The organism is Pseudomonas sp. Marseille-Q7302, assembly GCF_965111925.1.
Genome location: NZ_CBCOPK010000001.1, coordinates 1 through 23,839 on the forward strand (window position 1 = coordinate 1; position 23,839 = coordinate 23,839).

General features: G+C 64.0%; 22 protein-coding genes and 2 pseudogenes. 11 read left to right on the top strand and 13 right to left on the bottom strand.

Annotation, left to right across the window (positions count from 1 at the left end; genetic code table 11):
• Positions 1–253 precede the first annotated feature (253 nt).
• The 6 genes from ACWPW1_RS00005 to glyA form a co-directional block, all read right to left on the bottom strand.
• A complete protein-coding gene (locus ACWPW1_RS00005; protein WP_059316707.1) occupies positions 254–1,111 on the bottom strand; it encodes a formyltetrahydrofolate deformylase in 858 nt (285 codons plus the stop codon).
• 100 nt (positions 1,112–1,211) lie between these two features.
• Complete coding sequence (locus tag ACWPW1_RS00010) at positions 1,212–1,841, bottom strand: sarcosine oxidase subunit gamma (protein WP_059316708.1); 630 nt, start codon at positions 1,839–1,841, stop codon at positions 1,212–1,214.
• Positions 1,842–1,856: 15 nt separating this feature from the next.
• On the bottom strand, positions 1,857–4,877 hold the full coding sequence (locus ACWPW1_RS00015; RefSeq protein ID WP_454252214.1) for a sarcosine oxidase subunit alpha: 3,021 nt from the start codon (positions 4,875–4,877) through the stop codon (positions 1,857–1,859).
• Entirely contained in the window at positions 4,874–5,173 is a 300-nt protein-coding gene (locus ACWPW1_RS00020) for a sarcosine oxidase subunit delta (RefSeq protein ID WP_059316710.1), read from the bottom strand. The genes ACWPW1_RS00015 and ACWPW1_RS00020 overlap by 4 nt, the downstream gene beginning before the upstream one ends.
• Before the next feature lie 11 nt (positions 5,174–5,184).
• Complete coding sequence (locus ACWPW1_RS00025; protein ID WP_059316711.1) at positions 5,185–6,435, bottom strand: sarcosine oxidase subunit beta family protein; 1,251 nt, start codon at positions 6,433–6,435, stop codon at positions 5,185–5,187.
• A gap of 79 nt (positions 6,436–6,514) precedes the next feature.
• Positions 6,515–7,768 carry a serine hydroxymethyltransferase gene (gene glyA / locus ACWPW1_RS00030; protein WP_059316712.1) on the bottom strand — a complete coding sequence of 418 codons (1,254 nt, stop codon included), beginning with the start codon at positions 7,766–7,768 and terminating at the stop codon, positions 6,515–6,517.
• Between the two features lie 216 nt (positions 7,769–7,984).
• Between glyA and ACWPW1_RS00035 the strand changes: the two are divergent.
• The 3 genes and pseudogenes from ACWPW1_RS00035 to ACWPW1_RS00045 all read left to right on the top strand — a co-directional run.
• Positions 7,985–8,755: pseudogene (locus ACWPW1_RS00035) on the top strand (PAS domain-containing protein); the annotation flags it as partial.
• Between the two features lie 111 nt (positions 8,756–8,866).
• Positions 8,867–9,343, top strand: a pseudogene (locus ACWPW1_RS00040) (methyl-accepting chemotaxis protein); the annotation flags it as partial.
• Positions 9,344–9,436: 93 nt separating this feature from the next.
• Positions 9,437–9,865, top strand: a complete 429-nt coding sequence (locus ACWPW1_RS00045; protein ID WP_454252215.1) for a universal stress protein — start codon at positions 9,437–9,439, stop codon at positions 9,863–9,865.
• 57 nt (positions 9,866–9,922) lie between these two features.
• Here the strand turns inward: ACWPW1_RS00045 and ACWPW1_RS00050 are convergent, their stop codons facing one another.
• On the bottom strand, positions 9,923–10,702 hold the full coding sequence (locus tag ACWPW1_RS00050) for an exodeoxyribonuclease III (protein WP_007160046.1): 780 nt from the start codon (positions 10,700–10,702) through the stop codon (positions 9,923–9,925).
• Positions 10,703–10,782: 80 nt separating this feature from the next.
• Between ACWPW1_RS00050 and pyrE the strand changes: the two genes are divergently transcribed.
• From pyrE to ACWPW1_RS00070, 4 genes are all read left to right on the top strand, one after another.
• A complete protein-coding gene (gene pyrE, locus ACWPW1_RS00055) occupies positions 10,783–11,424 on the top strand; it encodes an orotate phosphoribosyltransferase (protein WP_059316715.1) in 642 nt (213 codons plus the stop codon).
• 24 nt (positions 11,425–11,448) lie between these two features.
• Complete coding sequence (locus tag ACWPW1_RS00060) at positions 11,449–12,045, top strand: DUF4124 domain-containing protein (protein WP_454252216.1); 597 nt, start codon at positions 11,449–11,451, stop codon at positions 12,043–12,045.
• Between the two features lie 272 nt (positions 12,046–12,317).
• Positions 12,318–12,983 carry a GntR family transcriptional regulator gene (locus tag ACWPW1_RS00065; protein ID WP_454252217.1) on the top strand — a complete coding sequence of 222 codons (666 nt, stop codon included), beginning with the start codon at positions 12,318–12,320 and terminating at the stop codon, positions 12,981–12,983.
• Between the two features lie 15 nt (positions 12,984–12,998).
• Positions 12,999–13,850, top strand: a complete 852-nt coding sequence (locus ACWPW1_RS00070) for an urea carboxylase-associated family protein (protein WP_454252218.1) — start codon at positions 12,999–13,001, stop codon at positions 13,848–13,850.
• Positions 13,851–13,910: 60 nt separating this feature from the next.
• Here the strand turns inward: ACWPW1_RS00070 and argB are convergent, their stop codons facing one another.
• From argB to coaBC, 4 genes are all read right to left on the bottom strand, one after another.
• Positions 13,911–14,813, bottom strand: a complete 903-nt coding sequence (gene argB / locus ACWPW1_RS00075; RefSeq protein WP_059316719.1) for an acetylglutamate kinase — start codon at positions 14,811–14,813, stop codon at positions 13,911–13,913.
• A 74-nt stretch (positions 14,814–14,887) separates the two neighbouring features.
• Positions 14,888–16,282, bottom strand: coding sequence for a phosphomannomutase/phosphoglucomutase (gene algC / locus ACWPW1_RS00080; protein ID WP_313647694.1), 1,395 nt, complete (start codon positions 16,280–16,282; stop codon positions 14,888–14,890).
• 1,212 nt (positions 16,283–17,494) lie between these two features.
• Positions 17,495–17,950 (bottom strand): dUTP diphosphatase, encoded by a 456-nt coding sequence (dut, locus tag ACWPW1_RS00085; protein WP_059316721.1) that lies wholly within the window; start codon positions 17,948–17,950, stop codon positions 17,495–17,497.
• A complete protein-coding gene (gene coaBC, locus ACWPW1_RS00090; RefSeq protein ID WP_059316722.1) occupies positions 17,943–19,166 on the bottom strand; it encodes a bifunctional phosphopantothenoylcysteine decarboxylase/phosphopantothenate--cysteine ligase CoaBC in 1,224 nt (407 codons plus the stop codon). Before coaBC ends, dut begins: the two co-directional genes overlap by 8 nt.
• 136 nt (positions 19,167–19,302) lie before the next feature.
• Between coaBC and radC the strand changes: the two genes are divergently transcribed.
• Positions 19,303–19,977 carry a RadC family protein gene (radC, locus tag ACWPW1_RS00095; protein WP_454252219.1) on the top strand — a complete coding sequence of 225 codons (675 nt, stop codon included), beginning with the start codon at positions 19,303–19,305 and terminating at the stop codon, positions 19,975–19,977.
• Between the two features lie 52 nt (positions 19,978–20,029).
• Here the strand turns inward: radC and ACWPW1_RS00100 are convergent, their stop codons facing one another.
• On the bottom strand, positions 20,030–20,536 hold the full coding sequence (locus ACWPW1_RS00100; RefSeq protein WP_454252220.1) for a hypothetical protein: 507 nt from the start codon (positions 20,534–20,536) through the stop codon (positions 20,030–20,032).
• Between the two features lie 323 nt (positions 20,537–20,859).
• Between ACWPW1_RS00100 and ACWPW1_RS00105 the strand changes: the two genes are divergently transcribed.
• Positions 20,860–21,297, top strand: a complete 438-nt coding sequence (locus ACWPW1_RS00105; protein WP_271653427.1) for an acetyltransferase — start codon at positions 20,860–20,862, stop codon at positions 21,295–21,297.
• A gap of 67 nt (positions 21,298–21,364) precedes the next feature.
• On the opposite strand, the gene ACWPW1_RS00110 is transcribed toward ACWPW1_RS00105, so the two are convergent.
• Positions 21,365–22,042: a uracil-DNA glycosylase family protein gene (locus tag ACWPW1_RS00110; protein WP_454252221.1), complete on the bottom strand. Its 678-nt coding sequence runs from the start codon at positions 22,040–22,042 to the stop codon at positions 21,365–21,367.
• A gap of 141 nt (positions 22,043–22,183) precedes the next feature.
• On the opposite strand from ACWPW1_RS00110, the gene ACWPW1_RS00115 reads away from it, so the two are divergent.
• Together ACWPW1_RS00115 and ACWPW1_RS00120 are read left to right on the top strand one after the other, a co-directional pair.
• Positions 22,184–22,561, top strand: a complete 378-nt coding sequence (locus ACWPW1_RS00115; RefSeq protein WP_271653429.1) for a glutaredoxin family protein — start codon at positions 22,184–22,186, stop codon at positions 22,559–22,561.
• Between the two features lie 288 nt (positions 22,562–22,849).
• A complete protein-coding gene (locus tag ACWPW1_RS00120; protein ID WP_454252222.1) occupies positions 22,850–23,830 on the top strand; it encodes an IS110 family transposase in 981 nt (326 codons plus the stop codon).
• Positions 23,831–23,839 lie beyond the last annotated feature (9 nt).

Consider the following 23,839-nt stretch of genomic DNA (forward strand, 5'->3'; position numbering starts at 1 on the left):
CCCCCCGCCGGCAGAGCCAGCCAGGCTCCCTTCCCGGCCCCCTCTCCTCATCCATAGCTACCTCTCTATCCCGGCCATCACCTAGCCTGACGCTGTTCGTCTGGTACGGCCAAAGGACGCGCGAACGTCTCCGGGCAGCACCTGATGGGTGCGCTGCCGAGCTGATAGGAAAGATGATCGAGGTAGCGCAGGACAGGCAGGCTGCGAACGCCTTGGCGATCTCGCAGCCTGCCAGGAGGGATAGCGAGATGGGTTAGAGCACCACCGTCCGCCCGGCATTGAGGAAGACGCGGCGCTCCAGGTGATAGCCCACCCCGCGCGCCAGGGTCAGGCACTCGATGTCACGGCCGCGGGCCACTAGGTCCTCGGCATAGTGGGCATGGTCCACGGACTCGACGCCCTGGGCGATGATGGGGCCCTCATCGAGGTCGTTGTTGATGTAGTGCGCAGTGGCGCCCACCAGCTTGACGCCCTTGGCGTAAGCCTGGTGATAGGGCCGCGCGCCCTTGAAGCCCGGCAGCAGGGAGTGGTGGATGTTGATCGCCCAGCCATCGAGGCGGCGGCAGAGTTCGGGCGACAACACCTGCATGTAGCGGGCAAGAATCACCAGCTCCGCACCCGTTTCCTGTAGCACCTGCCAGACCTTGGCCTCCTGGGCCGGCTTGTCCTGGGGATCCAGGGGAAAATGGTGATAGGGAATGCCGTGCCAGGCTGCCAGGGGCTCCAGGTCCGGGTGGTTGGAGATCACCGCCACCACGTCCATGGGCAGCTGGCCGATGCGCTGGCGATAGAGCAGGTCGTTCAGGCAGTGGTCCGCCTTGGAGACCATGATGGCGACCTTGGCCCGATAGGCCGGCGGGGTCAGCTCGAAGGTCATGTCGAAGGGGGTGAAGCGCAGGTCGAGGCCGACGCGGAACAGCCCCTCGTTGAAATCGCCGGGCACCTGGAATTCCACCCGGATGAAGAAGCGCTGGGCTTCGCGATCATCGAAGCTGTGGTGCTGGGTGACATAGCAGCCCTGCTCGAAGAGATAGCGCGTGACCACGTCCACGGTGCCGAGGCGACTCGGGCTCTGGGCGGTGAGAATCCAGGTATCGGGCGTGCGGCTCATGTTGAATTCCTTTGCATAGAGATGAAGCCAAAACCACAAAACCCGACCTGCGCGTCACGCAGGTCGGGTTCGCTAGAACGGGACTGAACGTAGGCCGTGATCAGGCCTCGATGCGCAGTCCGTACTCGGCACTCGCGTCCTGCAGCCACAGCCAGACGTAGTCGGCGAAGCTCCGGCGCACCACCAGCTCCCAGGTGTCCTCCGCGGTGTGGCGGATGATCAGCTGGGACTTGGCGAATACCGTCCCCACTGCCTTGCCTACCGGGAAGTTGTCCGGATGGACATCGTAGGACGTGGACTTCATCAGCACTTCACGCACCTTGGGTCCCTTGAGCTCGACCAGCGTCTGGCCGCCACCGACGTTGACGATGGCGACGTGGCGCTCGCCCAGGGCCTGGCGCAACGCCTGCTCGGTGGCGAATTCGCTGCCACCGGGCACGACCAGTAGCCATTCGTCCGGGCCGAGCCACTGCAGCGAGCTCTCGCCCTTCTGGGTGATCGCCAGCGGACCGGGCACTTCCAGGCCGACCACGCTCTGCACGGCGCCGGTGAAGCCTTCGTCATGGGCATCGCCACGGAGCACCAGGTGACCCAGCAGGGCCCGCTCGCGCAGGGTCACCCCAGCGGTGGCCGGGCCCCGTCCGGCGAGCTTGCTCAGCTCGGCATGGAACAGCGGGGATTCGGCGCGCGCCTTGGCGGAGTATTGGTCGTACACATTGATGTTGTTCATGGGGCGCTATCCTCGTTAGGCGACGTTCTGCCGCTCACCCTTGGGGTCGTAGAACACCGGCGAGACGATCTCGGCAGCGATGTAGCGGCCGTCGGCCAGCGGGGCGTAGACGGTCTGCCCCATGCGGCCCAGACCACCCTTGACCATGGCCATGGCGAAGCCGTAGCCCAGGGTCGCGCTGTAGTAGCTGGAGGTCACGTGGCCCACCATGTCCATGGGGATCGGCTGGTTGCGTTCGAACACCAGCTGCGTACCCTCCGGCAGGACATCGCGTGCATCCAGCGGCTTGAGGCCGACCAGTTGCTTGCGATTCTCGCGGACGCAGTCCTGGCGATGCATGCCGCGCTTGCCAACGAAGGAGAAGTTCTTGTTCAGGCTGACCGCCCAGCCCATGCCCAGGTCCTGCGGCGTGACCGAACCGTCGGTATCCTGGCCGATGATGATGAAGCCCTTCTCCGCCCGCAGCACGTGCATGGTCTCGGTGCCGTAGGGGGTGAGATCGAACTCCTTGCCCGCGGCGACCACCTGCTCCAGTACGCCCATGGCGTAGTTGGCCGGCACGTTGATCTCGTAGGACAGTTCACCGGTGAAGGAGATACGGAACACCCGTGCCGGCACCCCACCCACCTGACCTTCCTTCCAGGCCATGAAGGGGAAGGCGGCGTTGTCCAGATCGATGTCGGTCAGCTTGGCCAACAGCTTGCGGCTGTTGGGACCGGACAGCGTCAGGGTCGCCCAGTGGTCGGTGACCGAGGTGAAGTACACCTCCAGCTCCGGCCATTCGGTCTGGTGGTAGAGCTCCAGCCATTCGAAGACGCGTGCGGCGCCGCCGGTGGTGGTGGTCATCAGGAAGTGGTTGTCGCCGAGACAGGCGGTGACGCCGTCGTCGAAGACCATGCCGTCTTCCTTGCACATCAGGCCGTAACGGGCCTTGCCGATGTCCAGCTTGGTCCAGGCGTTGGTGTAGACGCGATTGAGGAACTCGCGCGCATCCTTGCCCTGGATGTCGATCTTGCCCAGGGTGGAGGCGTCGAGCAGACCAACGCTACGGCGCACGGCCAGGCACTCGCGGTTGACCGCGGCATGCAGGTCCTCGCCCGCCTTGGGGAAGTACCAGGGACGCTTCCACTGGCCGACGTCCTCGAACAGGGCGCCCTGCTTGAGGTGCCAGGCGTGCAGCGCGGTGTAGCGCTTGGGCTCGAACAGGTGACCGCAATGCCGTCCGGCGATGGCGCCGAAGGTGATGGGCGTGTAGTTCGGGCGGAACATGGTGGTGCCGACTTCCGGGATGGCCTTGCTCTGCACGCGGGCGGCAATGGCCAGGCCGTTGATGTTGCCCAGCTTGCCCTGGTCGGTACCGAAGCCCATGGCGGTGTAGCGCTTGACGTGCTCGATGGACTCGAAACCCTCGCGGCAGGCCAGCTCGATACCAGCGGCGGTCACGTCGTTCTGCAGGTCGACGAACTGCTTGGGAGCCCGCGACGACGGCTTGTCGTGGGGCACCTGGAACAGCGCCAGACTCGGCTCTTCCTGACGGAACTCGGCCTGGGGCAGTTCACCACTGACGACCTTGGCACCGGCTTCAGCCGCTGCGGTGGCGCCAGCTTCGAAACCATCGGCAAGGACGTCACCCAGGGCGAAGACCCCGTTCACTCCACCGGCGCAGACACGCTTCTGCGGAGCCGGACCGGGTACGAAGGCCTGGATGTCATCGCGCCACAGCGGACGACCGCCCAGGTGCGAGGCCAGGTGGACCACCGGGCTGTAGCCGCCGGAGGTGGCGATCAGGTCGCAGTCGAGCCACTCGCCGCCACCCAGGGTACGGAAGGCGGTCAGGTCGATGGTGGCGATCTTGACGCCGGTCACGCGGGTGTTGCCGCGGGCTTCGCTCACGGCCGTTCCGCCCATGACGCGCACACCACGCTTGCGCACTTCCTCGACCCAGGCACCGCGCGGATTGGGACGTGCATCGGCCACAGCCACCACCTGGCGACCGGCTTCTAGCCAGTCCAGCGCCACGCGGTAGGCATAATCGTTGTTGGTGGAAAGCACCAGCCGCTGGCCCGGGGCCACGGCATAGCGGCGGATGTAGGTGGAAACGGCGCCGGCCACCATGTTGCCCGGCAGGTCGTTGTTGCCGTACACCAGCGGCCGCTCGTGGGCGCCGGTCGCCAGTACCACGCGAGTGGCGCGGACACGGTGCAGGCGCTGACGCACCTGGCCATGGGGCGCGCGATCACCCAGGTGATCGGTCAGCCGCTCGTGAATGGTGAGGAAGTTGTGGTCGTGATAGCCGTTGACCGTGGCGCGCGGCAGCAGCACCACGTTGTCCAGGCCCTGCAGTTCGGCGACCGCCTTGGCCGCCCAGTCGGCAGCCGGGGCGCCGTCGAGACGCTCGCGGCTGTCCAGCAGGCTGCCACCGAATTCTTCCTGTTCGTCGGCCAGGATCACCCGTGCGCCGCTACGACCGGCGGCCAGGGCCGCAGCCAGACCGGCGGCGCCACCGCCCACCACCAGCACATCGCAGTGCTGGTTGAAGTTGTCATAGGTGTCGGGATCGACCTGAGTCGGCGCACGCCCGAGACCAGCGGCCTTGCGGATGTACTTCTCGTAGGTCATCCACAGGTTCTGCGGATACATGAAGGTCTTGTAGTAGAACCCGGGCGGCATCATCTTGCCGCCGACCTTGCCGAGAATGCCCATGAGGTCGTTGTTGACGCTCGGCCAGCCATTGGTGCTGGCGGAAACCAGACCCTGGTACAGCGCCTGCTGGGTCGCCCGCACGTTGGGCACCTGGGTGGCCTCGGTGGCGCCGATCTGCATGATGGCGTTGGGCTCTTCGGCACCGGCGGCGACGATGCCGCGGGGGCGGGAGTACTTGAAGCTGCGACCGATCACGTCCACGCCGTTGGCCAGCAGCGCCGAGGCCAGGGTGTCACCCTTGAAGCCCTGGTAGGTCTGACCGTTGAAGGTGAAGGTGATGGCCTGGCTGCGGTCCAGGCGACCGCCCTGGGTGAGTCGATGGACCTGGCTCATTTGCGCTCTCCTCGCTCGGCGGTGAAGCGGGGCTGCTCGCCGATCGGATAGGTTTCGAGAATTTCGTAGGTCTCGGTGTTACGGGTCGCGTTGAAGTACTGGCGGCAACCCGACGCGTGGACCCACAGCTCGTGACGCAGACCGCGCGGATTGTCGCGGAAGAACATGTAATCGCCCCACTCCGCGTCGCTGCAGGCCTCGGGATCCAGCGGACGCGGAATGTGCGCCTCGCCAGCGGCGTGGAATTCTTCTTCGGAGCGCAATTCCCCGCAGTGGGGGCAATGGATGTACAACATGCTCGGGCTCCTTAGTGCGCGACGGCCGCTGCGCCGTGTTCGTCGATCAGCGCGCCAGTGTGGAAACGGTCGATGGAGAAAGGCTTGGCCAGCGGATGCATCTCGCCGGAGGCCAGGGACGCCGCGAAGACGTTGCCCGAGCCGGGAGTGGCCTTGAAGCCGCCGGTACCCCAACCGCAGTTGAAGAACAGGTTTTCCACCGGGGTCTTGGAAATGATCGGGCAGGCATCCGGCGAGGTGTCGACGATGCCGCCCCACTGGCGGTTCATGCGTACCCGCGAGAGGATCGGGAACATCTCGACGATGGCCTGCAGGGTGTGCTCGATCACCGGGTAGGAGCCGCGTTGGCCGTAGCCGACCCAGCTGTCGATACCGGCGCCGATCACCAGGTCGCCCTTGTCGGACTGGCTGATGTAGCCGTGTACCGCGTTGGACATGATGACGCTGTCGATGATGGGCTTGATCGGTTCGGAGACCAGCGCCTGCAGCGGGTGGGATTCCAGCGGCAGGCGGAAGCCCGCGAGCTTGGCCATGTGCCCGGAGTTGCCTGCGGTGACCACGCCGACGCGCCGGGCGCCGATGAAGCCGCGATTGGTTTCCACGCCGATCACCTTGCCGTCCTGCTTGCGGAAGCCAGTGACTTCGGTCTGCTGGATCAGGTCCACGCCCAGGGCGTCAGCGGCGCGGGCGAAGCCCCAGGCCACGGCGTCGTGACGGGCCACACCACCACGACGCTGCACGGTGGCACCGAAGATCGGGTAGCGGGTGTTCTTGCTGCAGTCCAGGTAGGGAATCTCCTCGGCCACCTGGCGGGTGTCGAGCAGCTCGCCGTCCACACCATTGAGGCGGTTGGCACTGACCCGGCGCTCGGAATCGCGCATGTCCTGCAGAGTGTGGCAGAGGTTGTAGACGCCGCGCTGGGAGAACATGACGTTGTAGTTCAGGTCCTGGGACAGGCCTTCCCACAGCTTCATGGCGTGCTCATAGAGGTGCGCCGACTCGTCCCACAGATAGTTGGAGCGAACGATGGTGGTGTTGCGTGCGGTGTTGCCGCCGCCCAGCCAGCCTTTCTCGATCACCGCGACGTTCTTCACGCCGAATTGTTTGGCGAGGTAATAGGCGGTAGCCAGACCGTGACCGCCACCGCCGACGATGACCACGTCGTATGCCGGCTTGGGCGTCGGAGTGCGCCACATCCGCTGCCAGTTCTCGTGATGGCTCAGGGAGTGCTTGAAGAGGCCGAAGCCGGAATAGCGTTGCATCTGGAGACTCCTGCAGACGACGCCCCTTTCCGCTAAGAGGGAAAGGGGTTGGATAGGGGTTGCGTCAGGATTGCAGCGACTAGCGGTAAACCGGATAGTCGCGGCACAGCGCGGCCACCTGGCGCGCCACCTGGGCTTCCACATCGGCATCGCCGAGGTGGTCGAGGATGTCGCAGATCCAGCCGGCGACGCGCTCGCTTTCGCTGACGCCTAGACCACGGGTGGTCAGGGCCGGGGTGCCGATGCGCAGACCTGAGGTCACGAAGGGCGACTGGGGATCGTTGGGCACGGCGTTCTTGTTCACGGTGATGCAGGCGCGACCCAGGGCGGCGTCCGCATCCTTGCCGGTGATGCCCTGCTTGATCAGGCTGACCAGGAACAGGTGGTTGTCGGTACCGCCGGACACCACGTCGAAGCCGCGGGCCTTGAACACGCCGGCCATGGCCTGGGCGTTCTTGATCACCTGCTGCTGGTAGGTCTTGAAGCCCGGCTCTAGGGCTTCCTTGAAGCACACGGCCTTGCCGGCGATGACGTGCATCAGTGGGCCACCCTGGGCACCCGGGAACACCGCGGCGCTGAGCTTCTTCTCGATGTCGGCGTTGGCCTTGCACAGGATCAGGCCGCCACGGGGGCCGCGCAGGGTCTTGTGGGTGGTGGTGGTCACCACGTCGGCGAAGGGCACCGGGTTCGGATAGACACCGGCAGCGACCAGACCGGCCACGTGGGCCATGTCGACGAACAGCAGGGCGCCCACGCTATCGGCGATGTCACGGAAGCGCTGGAAGTCCAGGGTCTTGGAATAGGCGGAGAAGCCCGCCACGATCATCTTGGGCTTGTGCTCTTCGGCCAGACGCTGGATCTCGTCATAGTCGATCAGCCCGGTGTCGGTGTTGATGCCGTACTGCACGGCGTTGTACAGCTTGCCGGAGGAGCTGACCTTGGCGCCGTGGGTCAGGTGACCGCCATGGGCCAGGCTCATGCCCAGGATGGTGTCGCCGGGTTGCAGCAGCGCCAGGTAGACGGCCGAGTTGGCCTGGGAGCCGGAGTGCGGCTGGACGTTGGCGTAATCGGCGCCGAACAGCTGCTTGGCGCGCTCGATGGCCAGCTGCTCGACCTTGTCGACGTGCTCGCAGCCACCGTAGTAACGCTTGCCCGGATAGCCTTCGGCGTACTTGTTGGTCAGCACGCTGCCCTGGGCTTCCATGACGCGCTGGCTGGTGTAGTTTTCGGATGCGATCAGTTCTAGGTGATGCTCCTGGCGCCGCGCTTCCTCGCCCATGGCGGCGAACAACGCATCATCGTAGCCCTGGATTTGGTCCTGCTTGCTGAACATCGCGGCGCTCCTAAAGTCTGTGGCGGTGAAAACCACCCCCTTGGCCGCGATGGTAGGCCCGGCCCCAGACCCCAAGATGCCTGTTTACGCCCCAGGCCGGCGCGTTTGCGACAGCCGTCCAGACGCCGTGTTCCACCGCTCGCCGGGTCCCGTCAAGTCGGCTCGCTTGAAGCCGATAGGCTGGCTACGTCTTTATCCCAGCCAGCGAGTTCTGCCATGTTCAATGCGCATCTAAAGAAGACCATCGCTCGGCTGGAAGCCGAGGCGAACGCCAACCAGGGCCTGACCCAGGCACTGGAGCGTTCCATGGCGGTGATCGAGTTCGATCTCGACGGCGTGATCCTGCGCGCCAACGACAACTTCCTCCGGCTGACCGGCTACCGGGCCGACGTCCTGATCGGCCAGCATCATCGTCGCCTCTGCCCTCCCGCCGTGGTCCAGAGCCGCGACTACGGCGATTTCTGGGCCCGCCTGAAGCGCGGCGAATACGTCTCCGGCGCCTTCCAGCGTCTTGACGCCCAGGGCCGTACCCTCTGGCTCGAAGCCAGCTACAACCCGGTCCCCGACGGCAGCGGCAAGATCGCCAGGGTGGTGAAGTACGCCCTCGACGTCACCGAGCAGGTCGAGCGCGACAGCGAAGCCCAGAGCAAGCTCAAGGCCCTGGACCGCGCCATGGCCCGGATCGAATTCGACCTGGACGGGCGCATCCTGACCGCCAACGACAACTTCCTGGCCACCCTGGGCTACAGCCTGAAGGAGCTCCAGGGCCAGCATCACCGTCTGTTCTGTGAGCCCGGCCTGGTCAACAGCAACGAATACGGCGATTTCTGGCGGCGGCTCAACGCCGGCGAATTCTTCCGCGGCCAGTTCAAGCGCCTGGGCAAGCACGGCCGGGTGATCTGGCTCGAAGCGAGTTACAACCCCGTGTACGACGCCACCGGCCGGCTATATAAGGTGGTCAAGTACGCCAGTGACATCAGCGAGCGGGTGGAAAAGCACGAAAGCGACGGCCGCAGTGCCTCGCGGGCCTATCACATCTCCGCAGAGACCGAAAAAGTCGCCGAGCAGGGCACCCGGATCATCCAGGCCGCGGCAGGCGAGATGCGCGAGATCGCGCAGAACGTCAGCCAGTCCGCCGAGGTGATCGGCCAGCTGGGCCAGCGCTCCGAGCAGATCACCGCCATCGTCAACACCATCCGCGGCATCGCCGACCAGACCAACCTGCTGGCGCTAAACGCGGCCATCGAGGCCGCCCGCGCGGGCGATCAGGGCCGTGGCTTCGCCGTGGTCGCCGACGAGGTCCGCCAGCTGGCGGGGCGTACCAGCAGCGCCACGGCGGAAATCGCCGAGATGATCGGTCGAATCCTCAGCGAAACCCAGCAGGCCGTCGCCAGCATGGAAAGCACCCAGGGCCGGGCGGTCAAGGGCGTCGAGCTCGCGGATCAGGCCGGTGCGGTGATCGTGCAGATCCGCGATGGTGCCAGCGAGGCCGTGGACGCCGTGAGCATGTTCGCCAGCAAGCTGGACGAATCCGAGGTAATGTCCAAGACCGCCCGCAACCGGGTGGGTCGCTGATGTCGCCGGCGCTGGCAGCGGCTTGATCCGGATCAAGCGCCCCTAGCGTCGGCGGTCTAGCATGAAGGCATACCCCTTTCGTGGAGATGCCCCATGCACAATGTCCTGGTCGCCTACGACGGTTCACCCAGCGCCGACAACGCCCTGCGCTACGTCCTTGAGCTGGTGAAGGCCGGTCTGTCGCTGGACCTGCACCTGCTCAATGTCCAGAACGAGCCGGAAATCTACGGCGCGCCCTTCGATGACCGCATCCTGCGCGAATGGCGGGGCAGCCTGCAGGACAAGGCCGAAGACATCCTGATCAGGGCGCGCCCGGCCCTGCTGGAAGCCGGTATCGAGGCCCAGACCCACGTGGGCTTCGGCAGCATCGCCGAGACCATTGGCGAAACGGCACGGCGACTGGAGGTGGACACCGTGGTGATGGGCACCCGCGGCCTGGGATCGCTCAGCGGCCTGCTGCTCGGCTCGGTGGCCCACCGCGTGGTGCACCAGGTACCGCTGCCGGTGATCCTGGTGAAATAGGCACCCAACAAAAAACCAGCCCGTGGGCTGGTTTTTTCGTTTCAGACACTGGGCGGATCAGATGCTCAGCGTCCAGTCATAGTCGACGATCAGCGGCGCGTGCTCGGAGAAGCGCGGTTGCCGCGGCAGCCGAGCCGAGCGCACGAAGCGGCGCAGCCCCGGAGTGAGGATGTTGTAGTCAAAGCGCCAGCCCAGATTCAGGTGCTCGGCCTGGTCGCTATCGGGCCACCAGCTGAACTGGTCACCTTCGCGGCTCACTTCGCGCAGGGCATCCACATAGCCCATGTTGCCGATCACCTCGTCCATCCAGGCCCGCTCGGGGGCGAGGAAGCCAGGGATCTGCTGGCAGTCGCGCCAGTTCTTCACGTCCTGCTTCTGATGCGCCACATACAGCGAGCCGCAATAGATGTACTCGCGGCGCTTGCGGCGCTGCTTGTTCAGGTAATGGGTGAAGTCGTCCATGAACTTGAATTTCATGTTCAGATCCTCATCACCACGCTTGCCCGAGGGCAACAGCAGGCTGGCGATGCTGACCTTGTCGAAGTCCGCCTGCAGATAGCGGCCGAAGCGATCGCAGGACTCGAAGCCCAGGCCGCTGATCACCGCTTTCGGCTGAACCCGGGTATAGAGCGCGACCCCGCCCTGGGACGGCACTTCGGCGTCGCAGGCATAGAGGATGTAACCCTCCAGCGCATAGGCCGGATCGTCCATGTCATAAGAAGAGGCGCGGGTATCCTGCAAGCAGATCACGTCGGCATTCTGCGCCTTAAGCCAGGGCAACAGGCCCCGCTCCACAGCGTCCTGAATACCATTGACGTTCAAGCTGATGATCCGCATAAATGGCCCCCAAAAAATCGTGGATGTATGATACCCGAGCTAAACCGGTTTAGCTAAATACAAGCCGCGCAAGGACTTATATGCAGGCGTATCAGCGTAATTTCATTCGTTTCGCCATCGAGCGTGGAGTTCTGCGCTTTGGCGAATTCACTCTGAAATCGGGACGCGTCAGCCCCTATTTCTTCAACGCAGGCCTGTTCCACAGCGGTTCGGCGCTGGCCCACCTCGGGCGCTGCTATGCCGATGCGCTGGTCGCCGCCAACCTGCCCTTCGATGTGCTCTTTGGCCCGGCCTACAAAGGCATCCCCCTGGCAGCCGCCACGGCGGTGGCCCTGGTCGAGCACCACGGCCGCGACACGCCCTGGTGCTTCAACCGCAAGGAAGCCAAGGATCACGGCGAAGGCGGCCTGCTGGTGGGCGCACCTTTGACCGGCCGGGCGCTGATCATCGACGACGTCATCACCGCCGGCACCGCCATCCGCGAGGTCATGCAGATCATCGAGGCGCAGGGCGCCAGCGCGGCCGGTGTACTTATCGCCCTGGACCGCCAGGAACGCGGCCGCGGCGAGTTGTCGGCCATCCAGGAAGTCGAGCGTGACTACGGCATTCCGGTGCTCAGCATCGTCGCCCTGGATCAGGTGCTCGAATACCTGGCCGAGGATGCCGAGCTCAAGCGTCACCTGCCTGCCGTCCAGGACTATCGCGCCCAATACGGCATCTAGCCGTCAGCCCCAGGAGAGACGGCCATGGTCGTACGTCGCGCCGCTGCCAGCCTGTTGCTCATCGCCCTGCCGCTGGCCGGCCAGGCGGCGGAGCTGTACCGCTACCTGGACCGTAACGGCACCCTGGTCATCGACCGCCAGGGTGTGCCACCGGAGTACGCTGGCAAGGGCTACGACGTCCTCAACGAACAGGGCCGGGTGATCCGCAAGGTCGCCCCGGCCCTGCCCGCCGCGGAACTCGACCGCCAGGCGCAAGCGCGCCAGCAGGCGCTGGTCGACGGCCAACTGCGCAAGCTCTACAGCAATGTCGAGGATGTCGACCGCGCCAAGGCGCGCAAGCTGGCGGAGCTGGATGGCCTGATGCAGATCAAGAAGGCCACCCTGGACTCCGTGCGCCAGCAGCAGAGCCAACTGATGGAACAGGCGGCGGTGTACCAGCGCAATGGCCAGGCACTCCCTGCGGACCTGCAGGCCCGCCTCGACGCCATGGCAGCCGATCAGATCCGCCTGCGGGCCGATCTGCAGCGCTACGCCGAGCTGCGCATCAGCACCAGCGCCGCCTTCGATGCCGATCGCGCGCGCATGCAGCGGCTGGAAGCGACCCAGGACACGGACCAGTAAGTCGGCAGACGCAACTCACCGACGATCCCTCGGCCTTCCCGTGGCGGCGCCCGTTCGCTCACGCGGTAATGGCTGTGCGCTATCCACTCAGCGGCCCCTTCCTCCTCCATCGCCTGCTCAGCGATACCGCTCGCCCCTCATGTCTTGGCACACAGTGTGCAAACTCGACCTCAGCCTATTGTTGAACAATCGGATGCACGCCTGGTGATGGTCGGAAACGGCTCAGCGTTGGACTGAGACCGATACCGTCACGGGTTGGTAAGGAGCCCGCCATGAACGGCAAAGACGCGAGCGGACTACCGTTAGGGATTCAACTGCTCCAGGAGATGCGCGAAGACATCATCGGCGGCCGCCTGCTGCCCGGTACGGCGCTGGTCGAGAGTGAGCTGGTGCGAGCCTACAACGCCTCGCGCAACACCATCCGCGAAGCCCTCCACCAGCTGGATCGCGAGGGCCTGGCCACCTATGTGCGCCACAAGGGCGTGATGGTGCGCCGCCTCGGCCTGGCCGAGGTACGCGACATCTTTCAGGTGCGCCGTACCCTGGAGGTGCAGGCCATCCTCTCCAGCCGACCGCTGCGCGAGTACCAGTCCGATCGCATGCTGGACGCGCTGGAGGCCGCCGATCTGGCGCAGTCGCGCGAAGACTGGCGCGCCTTCGGTACCCACGGCCTGCATTTCCATCAGCACATCGTCGGCCTGCTGCGCAGTCCGCTGTTCGACGAATTCTTCGCCAACGTCGCCGCGCAGATGCGCCTGCTGTTTTCCATCGCTCCCGACGAAGAACACTTCCAGCGCCCCTGGCTGGCACGCGACCGCCAGATCCATGACCTGCTCGGCGCCGGTCGCCTGCAGGCGGCGGCGGAGGCCATGGCCAGCTATCTCGATGATTCCGAAAACCGGCTGCTGGACCTGCTCAGCGCCGCCAAGCCGCACTGACCGAGGAGACCGCCCATGTACAAGGACTACCCCGCCGCCTACCAGGCCACCCAGGGCTCCGCCCTGCGAGTCGACCAGGCCTTCTATGATCGCCTGCGCGAAAGAAAGGAGGCCCGCACCCTGATCGACCAATTCGAGATTCCAATCCGCACCGGCCGCGCCTGGAAGGTGCCGGCGGGCCATCTGTTCCGCGTCACCACTCCGCACGGTCCCCAGGTCGGCGACTTCAACGTCTGGAACGCCGAGGACCCACGCGAGCGGATGTGGGCCGCGCGCACCCGACAACTGCAGGGTGCCCACGTCAGCACCTATGATCGTCTCTGGTCGAACCTGCCCTTCCTGCGCCCCCTGCTGACCATCACCGACGACAGCCTGGCCGGTTATGGCATCGACGAACATGGCGGCCGCCTGCATGACCTGCTGGGCACCCGCTGCGATCCCTACGTCAACAAGATGCTCACCGGCGAGGACTTCCACCACCACTGCCACTCGAATCTGACCCGCGCGGTGCTGCCCCATGGCCTCACCGAATTCGACGTGCACGACGTGCTGAACATCTTCCAGTGCACCGGCCTGAATCACGACGACCTGTACTTCATGAAGGCCTGTCCGGCCAAGCCCGGCGACTACCTGGAGTTCTTCGCCGAGATCGACGTGCTCTGCGCCCTGTCCACCTGCCCGGGTGGCGATCTGTCCCTGGCGATGTGGGGACCCGAGGCCGAGGACCCGCTCAAGGTCTGTCGTCCACTAGGGGTGGAGATCTACCGGGTCGAGGAGGCGCTGCTGGAAGGTTGGGAATCACCCAAGCGAGCCGCCTATAACGGCCAGCACGGCCTGACCCTGCCCACGCCCAGCTGGGAGCAGTGAGTCCGGGCCAGCAATGAAAACGGCGCCCTGGGGCGCCGTTTTCATCCGACCGCAGCGCGATCAGCGCTTGCGGTTGGAGATCAGGGTACCGACGCCGACGTCAGTGAAGATTTCCAGCAGCACCGCGTTGGGCACCCGGCCATCGATGATGTGGGCGCTTTCTACGCCCCCCTGCACCGCTTCCAGCGCACAGCGAATCTTTGGCAGCATGCCGCCGTAGATGGTGCCGTCGGCGATCAGTGAATCGACCTGCTCGGTGGACAGCCCGGTGAGCACCTGGCCCTGCTTGTCCATCAGGCCGGCGATGTTGGTCAGCAGCATCAGCTTCTCGGCCTTGAGCGCCTCGGCCACCTTGCCTGCCACCAGGTCGGCGTTGATGTTGTAGGACTCGCCGTCCGGACCCACGCCGATGGGCGCGATGACCGGGATGAAATCGCCCCGCACCAGCATGTTGATCAGGTCGACGTTGACCCCGGTGACCTCGCCCACGTGGCCGATGTCGATGATCTCCGGCTTGGTCATCTCCGGCGTCTGCCGGCTGACCTTGAGCTTGGTGGCGCGGATCAGACCCGCGTCCTTGCCGGTCAGGCCGATGGCCTTGCCGCCATGGCGGTTGATCAGGTTGACGATGTCCTTGTTGACCTGGCCACCGAGCACCATTTCCACCACATCCATGGTCTGGGCATCGGTGACGCGCATGCCATCGATGAAGTGGCTTTCGATGGACAGGCGCTTGAGCAGGTCGCCGATCTGCGGACCGCCGCCGTGCACCACCACCGGGTTGATGCCCACCGCCTTCATCAGCACGATGTCACGGGCGAAACCGGCCTTGAGCTCATCGCTCTCCATGGCGTTGCCGCCGTACTTGATCACCAGCGTCTTGCCGACGAACCGGCGGATATAGGGCAGCGCCTCGGACAGCACCTCGGCGACGTGCGAGGCATCCTCGCGGCTCAGGGTCATGGCTCACCTCTCAAGGTCGACAAAGAAAAGACAAAGGGCGCCTAGGCGCCCTCTGTGCTACCGCTGACCCGAGGTCAGAACGGCAGGTTCAGATCCGGCTGCACCGCCAGCAACTGCTTGCGGAACACCGTCTTGATGCGCTCCAGCTCCTCGAGGGTTTCCGCCTCGAAACGCAGCACCAGCACCGGCGTGGTGTTGGATGCACGCACCAGGCCCCAACCGTGCTGGTAATCGACGCGGACGCCGTCCAGGGTGGTGATCTGGGCATCGCCCCACTGGGCGTCGCGCTGCAGGGTTTCGATGATGCCGAACTTGTTCTCTTCGGTCACCTGGATATTGATCTCCGGGGTGGAGATGTCTACCGGGAAGGTATCGAACACCTGTTGGGCGCTGTTCTTCTCCTGGCTGAGGATCTCCAGCAGACGCACGGCGCTGTAGATGCCGTCGTCGAAACCGAACCAGCGCTCCTTGAAGAACACGTGGCCGCTCATCTCGCCGGCCAGCAGGGCGCCGGTTTCCTTCATCTTCTTCTTGATCAGCGAGTGGCCGGTCTTCCACATGATGGGACGACCACCGTAGCCGGCGATGAGGTTGTTCAGGCGACGGGTGCATTTGACGTCGAAGATGATGTCGGCGCCCGGGTTGCGGGAGACCACGTCCTTGGCGAACAGCATCAGCAGCTGGTCGGGGTAGATGATCTTGCCTTCGTTGGTCACCACGCCCACGCGGTCGCCGTCGCCGTCAAAGGCCAGGCCCAGGTCGGCGCCGGTTTCCTTGACCTTGGCGATCAGGTCTTCCAGGTTCTCGGGCTTGCCCGGATCCGGATGGTGGTTGGGGAAGTTGCCATCCACCTCGCAGAACAGCGGGATGACCTCACAGCCCAGGGATTCGATCAGCTGGGGGGCATTGACCGCGGCGACACCGTTGCCGGCGTCCACCACGACCTTGAGCTTCTTGGCCAGCACCACGTCGTTGCGGATGTAGTCGGCGTAGCTCTTGAGCACGTCGACCTGCTTGATCTGGCCCTGGCCGCTGGCTACTTCGCCGGTCTCGATGCGCTCGCGCAGACGCTGGATGGATTCGTTGGCCAGGGTCTCGCCAGCGATGACGATCTTGAAGCCGTTGTAGTCCGGCGGGTTGTGGCTGCCGGTCAGCATGACGCCGGACTTGCCTTCGAGCACGTTGGCTGCGTAGTAGAGCACCGGGGTCGGCACCATGCCGACATCGCTGACATTGGCGCCGCTATCGGCCACGCCCTTGATCAGTTGGGCGACCAGTTCGGGGCCGGACAGACGGCCATCACGGCCGACGGCCACGTTGGGCTCGCCACGCGCCAGGCTTTCCGAGCCGATGGCGCGCCCGATCCAGTAGGCGGCTTCGGCAGTCAGGGAGTCACCCACCACGCCACGGATGTCGTAGGCGCGGAAGATGCTGGCGTTGAGTTGGGGGGCTTGCGGGGTAGTGCTCATTGGGGGTTTCTCCAATCCCAGGAGATCCTGGTCTTCGTCGAGGATACTGATATCGAGGATGTCGGTGGTCTGGAACAGCGGCTCGCTCTGCTGAGCGCGGCCTCTGTCGGCAAACTCCGCCAGGGTCTTGGCCACGGCATCACTAGGTGCTGCGGCGTAGAGGTCCGGCGACGACCCGGCCGATCGGTTGGCCAATCGGGCCGTCGACTTGGCCACGGGTTCCATTACCGCCAGGCGCAAGGTCGGGCTTTTGGCTATCTGATTGGATTCAAGTTCCTCGGCATAGGCCGTCAGACTGCGGACGTCGTCACGTAGCCGTCGTGACAGCTCCCGGGAAAACAGCCAAAAGCCCGCCAGCAGGCCGAACAGCGCCAGCAGCAGCGCCACCAGGGGAATGCCCACCGGGGTGTCGGCGCCCGCCTCGGCGGCGGGTGCCAGTTCCAGCGTCCAGAGCGGGCTACCGGTGGCGAGCCGGCGCATCAGTGCCGGATCACCGGGGGTACCGCCACTGGCCAGTACCTGCACCCCGCCACCGGGAAACTGCTGCAGCAGGCGCCACTGACCAACCGTCGCCGGCGGCGTGGCCCAGCCCTGCAGGACGGCCGAGAGTTCTTCCACCAGCACGGCGCTGCCCAGCAGCTGATCGCCACGGCGAATGGGCTGGGCACTGTAGACCAGCCAGCGGTCGCCCACGCGATAGGCTTCCGGCGGCGTGCGCTGGCCGCTTTCCAAACGCTTGAGCAGGTCGAGCGCGGCATAGTTGAGGGGACCGGGACGGTCGTCTTCGATCTGGCGCATGCCGGCCGGCACCACCAGGACATCGACCACTCCCAGGCGCTCGCGCAGCTGGCTTTCCGCCGCCGCGCGCGCTGCAGGGTCATCGCCCTGGAGCGCCTGCAGCACCAGGGCATCCCCGGCGACACCCTGCAGCCGTCGCGTCAGACCGACCAGCAGCTGATTGAGGGAGGTGGCCTGGGCCTGCAGGGCCTGATCCGCCTGCTGCTCCTGATTGCGTGCGCCCTGCGGCTGCAACACCAGGAACCACAGCAGCACCGCGGCCAGCAGCAGGCCGGCGAGTGCCAGCAGCAGACCCGCGCCCATGCCGGGCAATGCAGCGACCCGAGGGGCCGTCTTGCGCACATCCTTGCCGTTCTTGCCCCTTGCCATGCCGTTCTTCTCCTTTATGTCACGGCGCGCCTTGCGTATCTGGCGTCAGCGGGTACCAGAGTGCCCGAAGCCGCCGGTACCACGTTCGGTCTCGGTAAAGCTCTCGACGATGTCGAAGTGCGCCTGCACCACAGGTACGAGCATCAGCTGGGCGATACGTTCGCCGATGCTCACGGTGAAGGTGGTCTGGCCGCGATTCCAGCAGGAGACCATGAGCTCGCCCTGGTAGTCCGAATCGATCAAGCCGACCAGGTTGCCCAGCACGATGCCGTGCTTATGGCCCAGCCCCGAGCGCGGCAGGATCAGCGCCGCCAGCGACGGATCGGCGACATGGATGGCGAGCCCCGTGGGGATCAGCGCGGTCTGGCCCGGCTCCAGCACCAGTTCCTCCTGCAGCATGGCGCGCAGGTCGAGGCCGGCCGAACCAGGCGTGGCGTAGGACGGCAGCGGGAAATCGCGCCCTAGGCGCGGGTCGAGGATCTTGGCTTGAAGGCTATGCATGAGTCTGAGCGGTGTCTTTGAGGTGGGTGGAAATCAGGGCGATGAGCTGGCGGGCGATCTTGCTCTTGCTGGTCTGCTCGAAGCGGATCTCGTGCAGGCCACGGTCGATCACGGTGACCGCATTGTCTTGGCTGTTGAAGCCGATGGCCGGATTGGCCACATCGTTGGCGACGATGAGGTCGAGATTCTTGTCGCGCAGCTTGCGCTGGGCGTACTCCAGCAGGTTCTGGGTTTCCGCGGCGAAGCCGACGCTGAAGGGCCGATCCGGGCGCCCCGCCAGGGTGGCGAGGATGTCCGGGTTGCGCACCAGCTCCAGCAGCAGGCCGTCGCCACGGGTAGGGTCCTTCTTCAACTTGTGCGGCGCGATGACCTCGGGGCGATAGTCCGCCACCGCCGCCGAGGCGATGAGCACGTCGCAAGGCATCAACGCCTCGCAGGCCGCCAGCATGTCGCGGGCACTGATCACGTCGATGCGCTCGACGCGATCGGGCGTCGGCAGGTGCACGGGGCCACTCACCAGGCTGACGCGGGCACCCGCCTCCGCCGCCGCTTCCGCCAGGGCGAAGCCCATGCGGCCGGAGCTGTGGTTGGTGATGTAGCGCACCGGGTCGATGTTTTCCTGGGTCGGGCCGGCGGTGATGACCACATGGCGACCAGTCAGGTCCAGGCGCTGGAAGCAGTCGGCGGCGAGCTGGGCCAGGTCGGTAGCTTCCAGCATCCGGCCGGGGCCGACGTCGCCACAGGCCTGGCTGCCACTGGCCGGGCCGAACAGCGCGATACCGCGGCGGCGCAGGAGCTCGGCATTGGCCTGGGTGGCCGGATCGCGCCACATGGCCTGGTTCATGGCTGGTGCCAGGGCGACCCGGGCATCGGTGGCCAGCACCAGGGTGGTGAGCAGATCGTCCGCCATGCCCTGGGCCAGGCGCGCCATCACATCGGCAGTGGCCGGCGCGACCAGCACCAGATCGGCCCAGCGGGCCAGCTCGATGTGACCCATGGCCGCTTCGGCGGCCGGATCCAGCAGATCCAGGTGCACGGGTAGCCCGGACAGTGCCTGGAGGGTCAGCGGCGTGATGAATTCGCGCCCGCCGCGGGTCAGTACCACCCGCACCTCGGCGCCCTGATCCTTGAGGCGGCGCACCAGCTCGGCGCTCTTGTAAGCGGCGATGCCACCTCCGACGCCCAGCACGATGCGTTTACGATGGAGCCGCTGCATATAGCCTTTCCGTTTTCGAACCGTCTAGAACGGGCATCGCACGGCCAATCGAGGCCTGCGCGCACCCGCGAATGATCCGGTTAAGATAGCACAGCGCCTGCAGGACGCAGGCGCCCCGCCAGACAGGGAGCGCCCCATGAGCATCAAGGATTGGCCGGCCCAGGAGCGGCCGCGGGAAAAACTGCTGGAACAAGGCGCCCAGGCCCTCACCGACGCCGAGCTACTGGCGATCTTCCTGCGCACCGGCGTGGCCGGCAAAAGCGCGGTGGACCTTGCCCGCCAGCTGCTCGGGGAATTCGGCAGCCTGAGAGCCCTGCTGGAAGCCGACCTCGCCGCCTTCAGCGCCCACCTCGGCCTCGGCCCGGCCAAGTACAGCCAGCTGCAGGCGGTGCTGGAAATGGGCCGCCGCCACCTGGCCGAAGGTCTCAAGCGCGACTCGGCGCTGGAAAGCCCCCAGCAGGTCCGCGACTATCTAAAGGCGCACCTGCGCCACGAACCCCATGAAGTCTTCGGCTGCCTGTTCCTCGACACCCGCCACCGGGTGCTGGCCTTCGAAGCCCTGTTCCACGGCACCATCGATGGCGCCAGTGTCTACCCCCGCCAGGTGGTCAAGCGCGCCCTCGCCCACAATGCCGCCGCCGTCATCCTCACCCACAACCACCCTTCCGGCATCGCCGAACCCAGCCAGGCCGACCGCCTGCTCACTACGCGCCTGAAGGATGCCCTGGCGCTGGTAGATGTGCGGGTGCTGGATCATTTCATCGTCGGGGATGGAGAGCCCTTGTCGATGGCGGAATATGGGTGGCTTTAGCTATTGAATCTAATGCTTTTAAAACTATTTAGAGGAATGTTTAAAAAATTTTTTATTTTGGGTCATTTTTGTTGGAACAGTTACTAGCATCATCCTTGAAAATTATAAATTTTTCTGGGCCTAAATTTGTAGGCCCAAGCAAATGCTTTCTTACTTTGCTTAAGACCTGTCTGACATCAGGCGCATCTGGAGAATGTGAAAGCACTGCAGAGAGGTCCTCAAAAATTTCATCAGGAAGCCACAAAAAAGCTTCGAAAGTAAGCAAATTTAGCTTTTTTCGGCTCTCCGGCCATGAAAACCACTCCGATAAAAGATCAGCAATTTTTGCGGCTCTATCTCTGATTTGAATTTCTCTTTTTAACTCTTCGATGGCCTTGACTTGATCTATAATTATCTCATCCTTGATGCGTTCCAAATCCTTTGAATACTCGTGATCTATACTCGCCCTCAAGCGATTTTCAATCTGGGTTTTTCCTAAAAACCCTATAATAAAGGTACCTAGACTTACTCCAAACAAGGAGCATACAAAAGACCAGAACCCTTTTATTTCGGCATCCAAGATGGCATAAGAATCTTGTTATAACGTAAGCGTCCGGGTAAGTCACCGTAAGCTCCTGACATCATCCGGTTCTAGCGTCCCGCGTGAGATCCCTACCGGCCCGGCCACCAGCTGTCAGGTATGCTTCCACCATTCCCTTCCGTAACTTTTTTTGACACCCCCAAAGCCTCCCAGTATCGTCCTTCCTCCCTCCTTTCCGGCTACCTCTGCCGTGAACCGCCCAGGCGTTAACTCGCGAAGCGGTTATACAAGTTGCTGACACTTTTACGGTCGCTATCTACTAGCGCGCCTCATTTCCGATATCAAGTGTAAAGGATGATTCTATGATCATTCGTCAGGCTACTAACGCCGACCATCCGCAACTGCTCAACATTTGGCTGCGCTCCGTTCGCGCCACACATCACTTCCTGCAAGAATCCGATATCGAGGCATTGCTTCCTCAGCTCCGCGATATTTACCTACCCGCTGTTGAATTATGGGTTACGGTAGATGCCGAGGACTGCCCGCTAGGGTTCATCGGGCTCAATGAAAACCACGTAGAGATGCTCTTCATCGAACCAGATCTTCGAGGGAAAGGGATTGGCCGCGCACTGCTGGATCATGCCCGCAGTTTGCGCAGTCAGATGAGTGTTGATGTGAATGAACAGAACCCTGAAGCGGTAGGGTTCTATTTACATTACGGGTTTGTTCAAACAGGTCGTTCTCCGCTGGATGGCGAGGGCCGCCCCTTCCCCTTGCTGCACTTGAGCCTGCCCGGCTAGAACTGTAGTAGTGAATTGCTCGCCCTTAAAGCGGGAGTTCGGAAGGTGAATTCGCCGGACGCTTACGTTATAACCCTATACGAGTTTTTTTTATTCTACTTTCTAACAACCCCGGAAACCTCGTATACCACGTCTGATTCAACGGCGACGGATGCGGCAGTGGATAGAGGGTCAGTGTTTTACGCGCGCCCTCCTCCGTTTCCAGGGTGACCTCGATACTGCTTTCGAAGCGGTCTTCGCTCTTCCAGAAGGCTTCCAGGCGGGCGCGCTCTTCCTTGGATTGGCCGATGCCGAACCAGAGGAAGGCTTCGCGGCCAAAGGTGATGAGCTGGGTACCGTGCCAGTGTTCCACCAGCAGGCGGCGCATCAGGGGGTGGAAGGTCTTTTTTACCCGTTCCGACCAGGCTTTGTTGCCCACGGGTTTGTAGGGCACGGTGTTAGCCCAGAAGAACTGCTGGCTCAGGCTGCGGCTGGCTTCGAAGTCGGCTGGAAGATGGCCGTACAGGTGTTTGTAGAGGACCTTGCGGGCGATCTGGCCACCGCTGCCGATGAAGGGCTCGCCGTACTTCACTTCCTCCCGCCCCGGGTCGCGACCGAAAAAGCCCAGGGGCGCCTCGGGATCGCCTAGACCGATGATGGGGTCCAGCGGGTCCTTGGCGAATTGTTCGTAGATCGGAAGATCGACACCAGGAAGGTCGGCGGCGAGTTGGCGAAAGGCTTCGCGCTCTGCGGAAGACAGCGGCATGCAACAGATCCCCATCGAGGAATTAATCCCTCTTGTAGAGCGCTGCCTTGCGGGTGACGTTCCGTAACGACTGGCGGAGCGGCAGCCCTGAGGCGATAGGGTAAACTGCCCGGCTCGAACGACCCCTCAAGGTGAATCCCGTTGATCAATCTGCTACGCAACGGCCTCGGCCAGGTGATCGTCGGCCTGGATCTGGTGACCCGGCCGCGCAAGCTCAAGCGCAGTGAGCAGGCCCAGGCTGCCATCGAGGCGGAACTAGCGAATCTGTCGCTCTATCAGTTCCAGGCCTGCCCCTTCTGCGTGAAGACCCGCCGCGCCCTGCATCGGCTGAACCTGCCGATCCGGCTCAAGGACATCAAGAAGGACCCGCAGCTGCGCACCGAGCTGGAACAGGGCGGTGGCCGGGTGAAGGTGCCTTGCCTGCGCATCGACGAAGGTAGCCAGAGCGTGTGGATGTACGAGTCGGACGACATCATCGCCTATCTGGAGCAGCGCTACGGTGAGCGGCAGCCCGCGTGATGCCTGAGTGGTGAGCCGTAGCGGACAAGGCTGCGCCGTTGTCCACGCTACGCATAAGCTTGGGTTCGTTGGGCTTCGACGGTGGAGCTGTCTCGGCCCAACCTTGTATCTCTCCTGGGTAATGGGATTAGCTACCTCATTACCCGGAGCCGGTTAAGCACCTGCCCAACCTGAGCACTCGATGCTGTTTCGTAGAGCGTGCCTGCCGGCTCCCTTTCTCCACATCCTGAATGGTATCCAAGCCCCTCCTCGGGAGTGAGGCTGTATGCACAAGGCAAGGAACGAGAAATGGCGATCATCGGTATCGACATCAGCAAGCAGAAATTCGACTGTCTGTGGCTGCGTGACGTCTGCAGCCTGAAAGTGAAAACCAAGGTCCTCGCCAATCGGCCCGCAGGATTCGCCGAACTGATCGACTGGTGTTGCGCCCAGACGGGGGAGACACCGGAGCAGTTGCAGGTCTTTCTCGAGGCCACTGGGGTCTATCACGAGCCGTTGGCGCTCTATCTCCACGATCGTGGCGTCCAGGTCTTCGTCCTCAATCCTGCGCGGGTACGCGAATATGCCCGTAGCCTAGGCGTACAAGGCAAGACCGACAAGCAGGACAGCCTGATCCTGGCGCGCTATGGCGCTACCCAGCCCGTGCGCCCTTGGACGCCAGAGCGCCGCGAAGTCCGCGAACTCAAGGCGTTGATCGCTCGCCATGAAGCGCTGCAAGAGGATCTGCAGCGTGAACTTAACCGTCGCGAAAAGGCCGCGGTCAGTGGCAGCCTGACCGTTCTGGCGTCCATCGACAACCTGGTAAAGGCCCTGCAACAGGAGGCGGCGCGGGTTCGTCAGGACATCGACGACCACATTGATCGGCATGATGATCTCAAGCGTGATCGGGCGTTGCTGCAGAGCATTGGCGGGATCGGCGAGGTGCTGTCGCGCCATCTGTTGGCTCTGCTGCACAGTCGCGACTTCAGCAGCGCACGACAATGCACCGCCTTCGTAGGCCTAGTGCCCCGTCCCTGGCAATCCGGTAAGTCGGTGCAGGGGCGCACGGTGCTGAGCAAGGCCGGCTCGCCCCGTATCAGGGCCAAACTGTACATGGGAGCCATCGTTGCCAAAGGCTCCAACCCTGATGTGAAGGCCCTGTACGACCGCCTGTTGGCCCGCGGTAAACCGCGGATGAGTGCCCTGGGCGCGGCCATGCGTAAACTGCTGCAGATCGCCTATGGCGTGCTCAAGACACAACAACCTTATCAGCTACGACAGGCCCTTTAGCGGACCTGT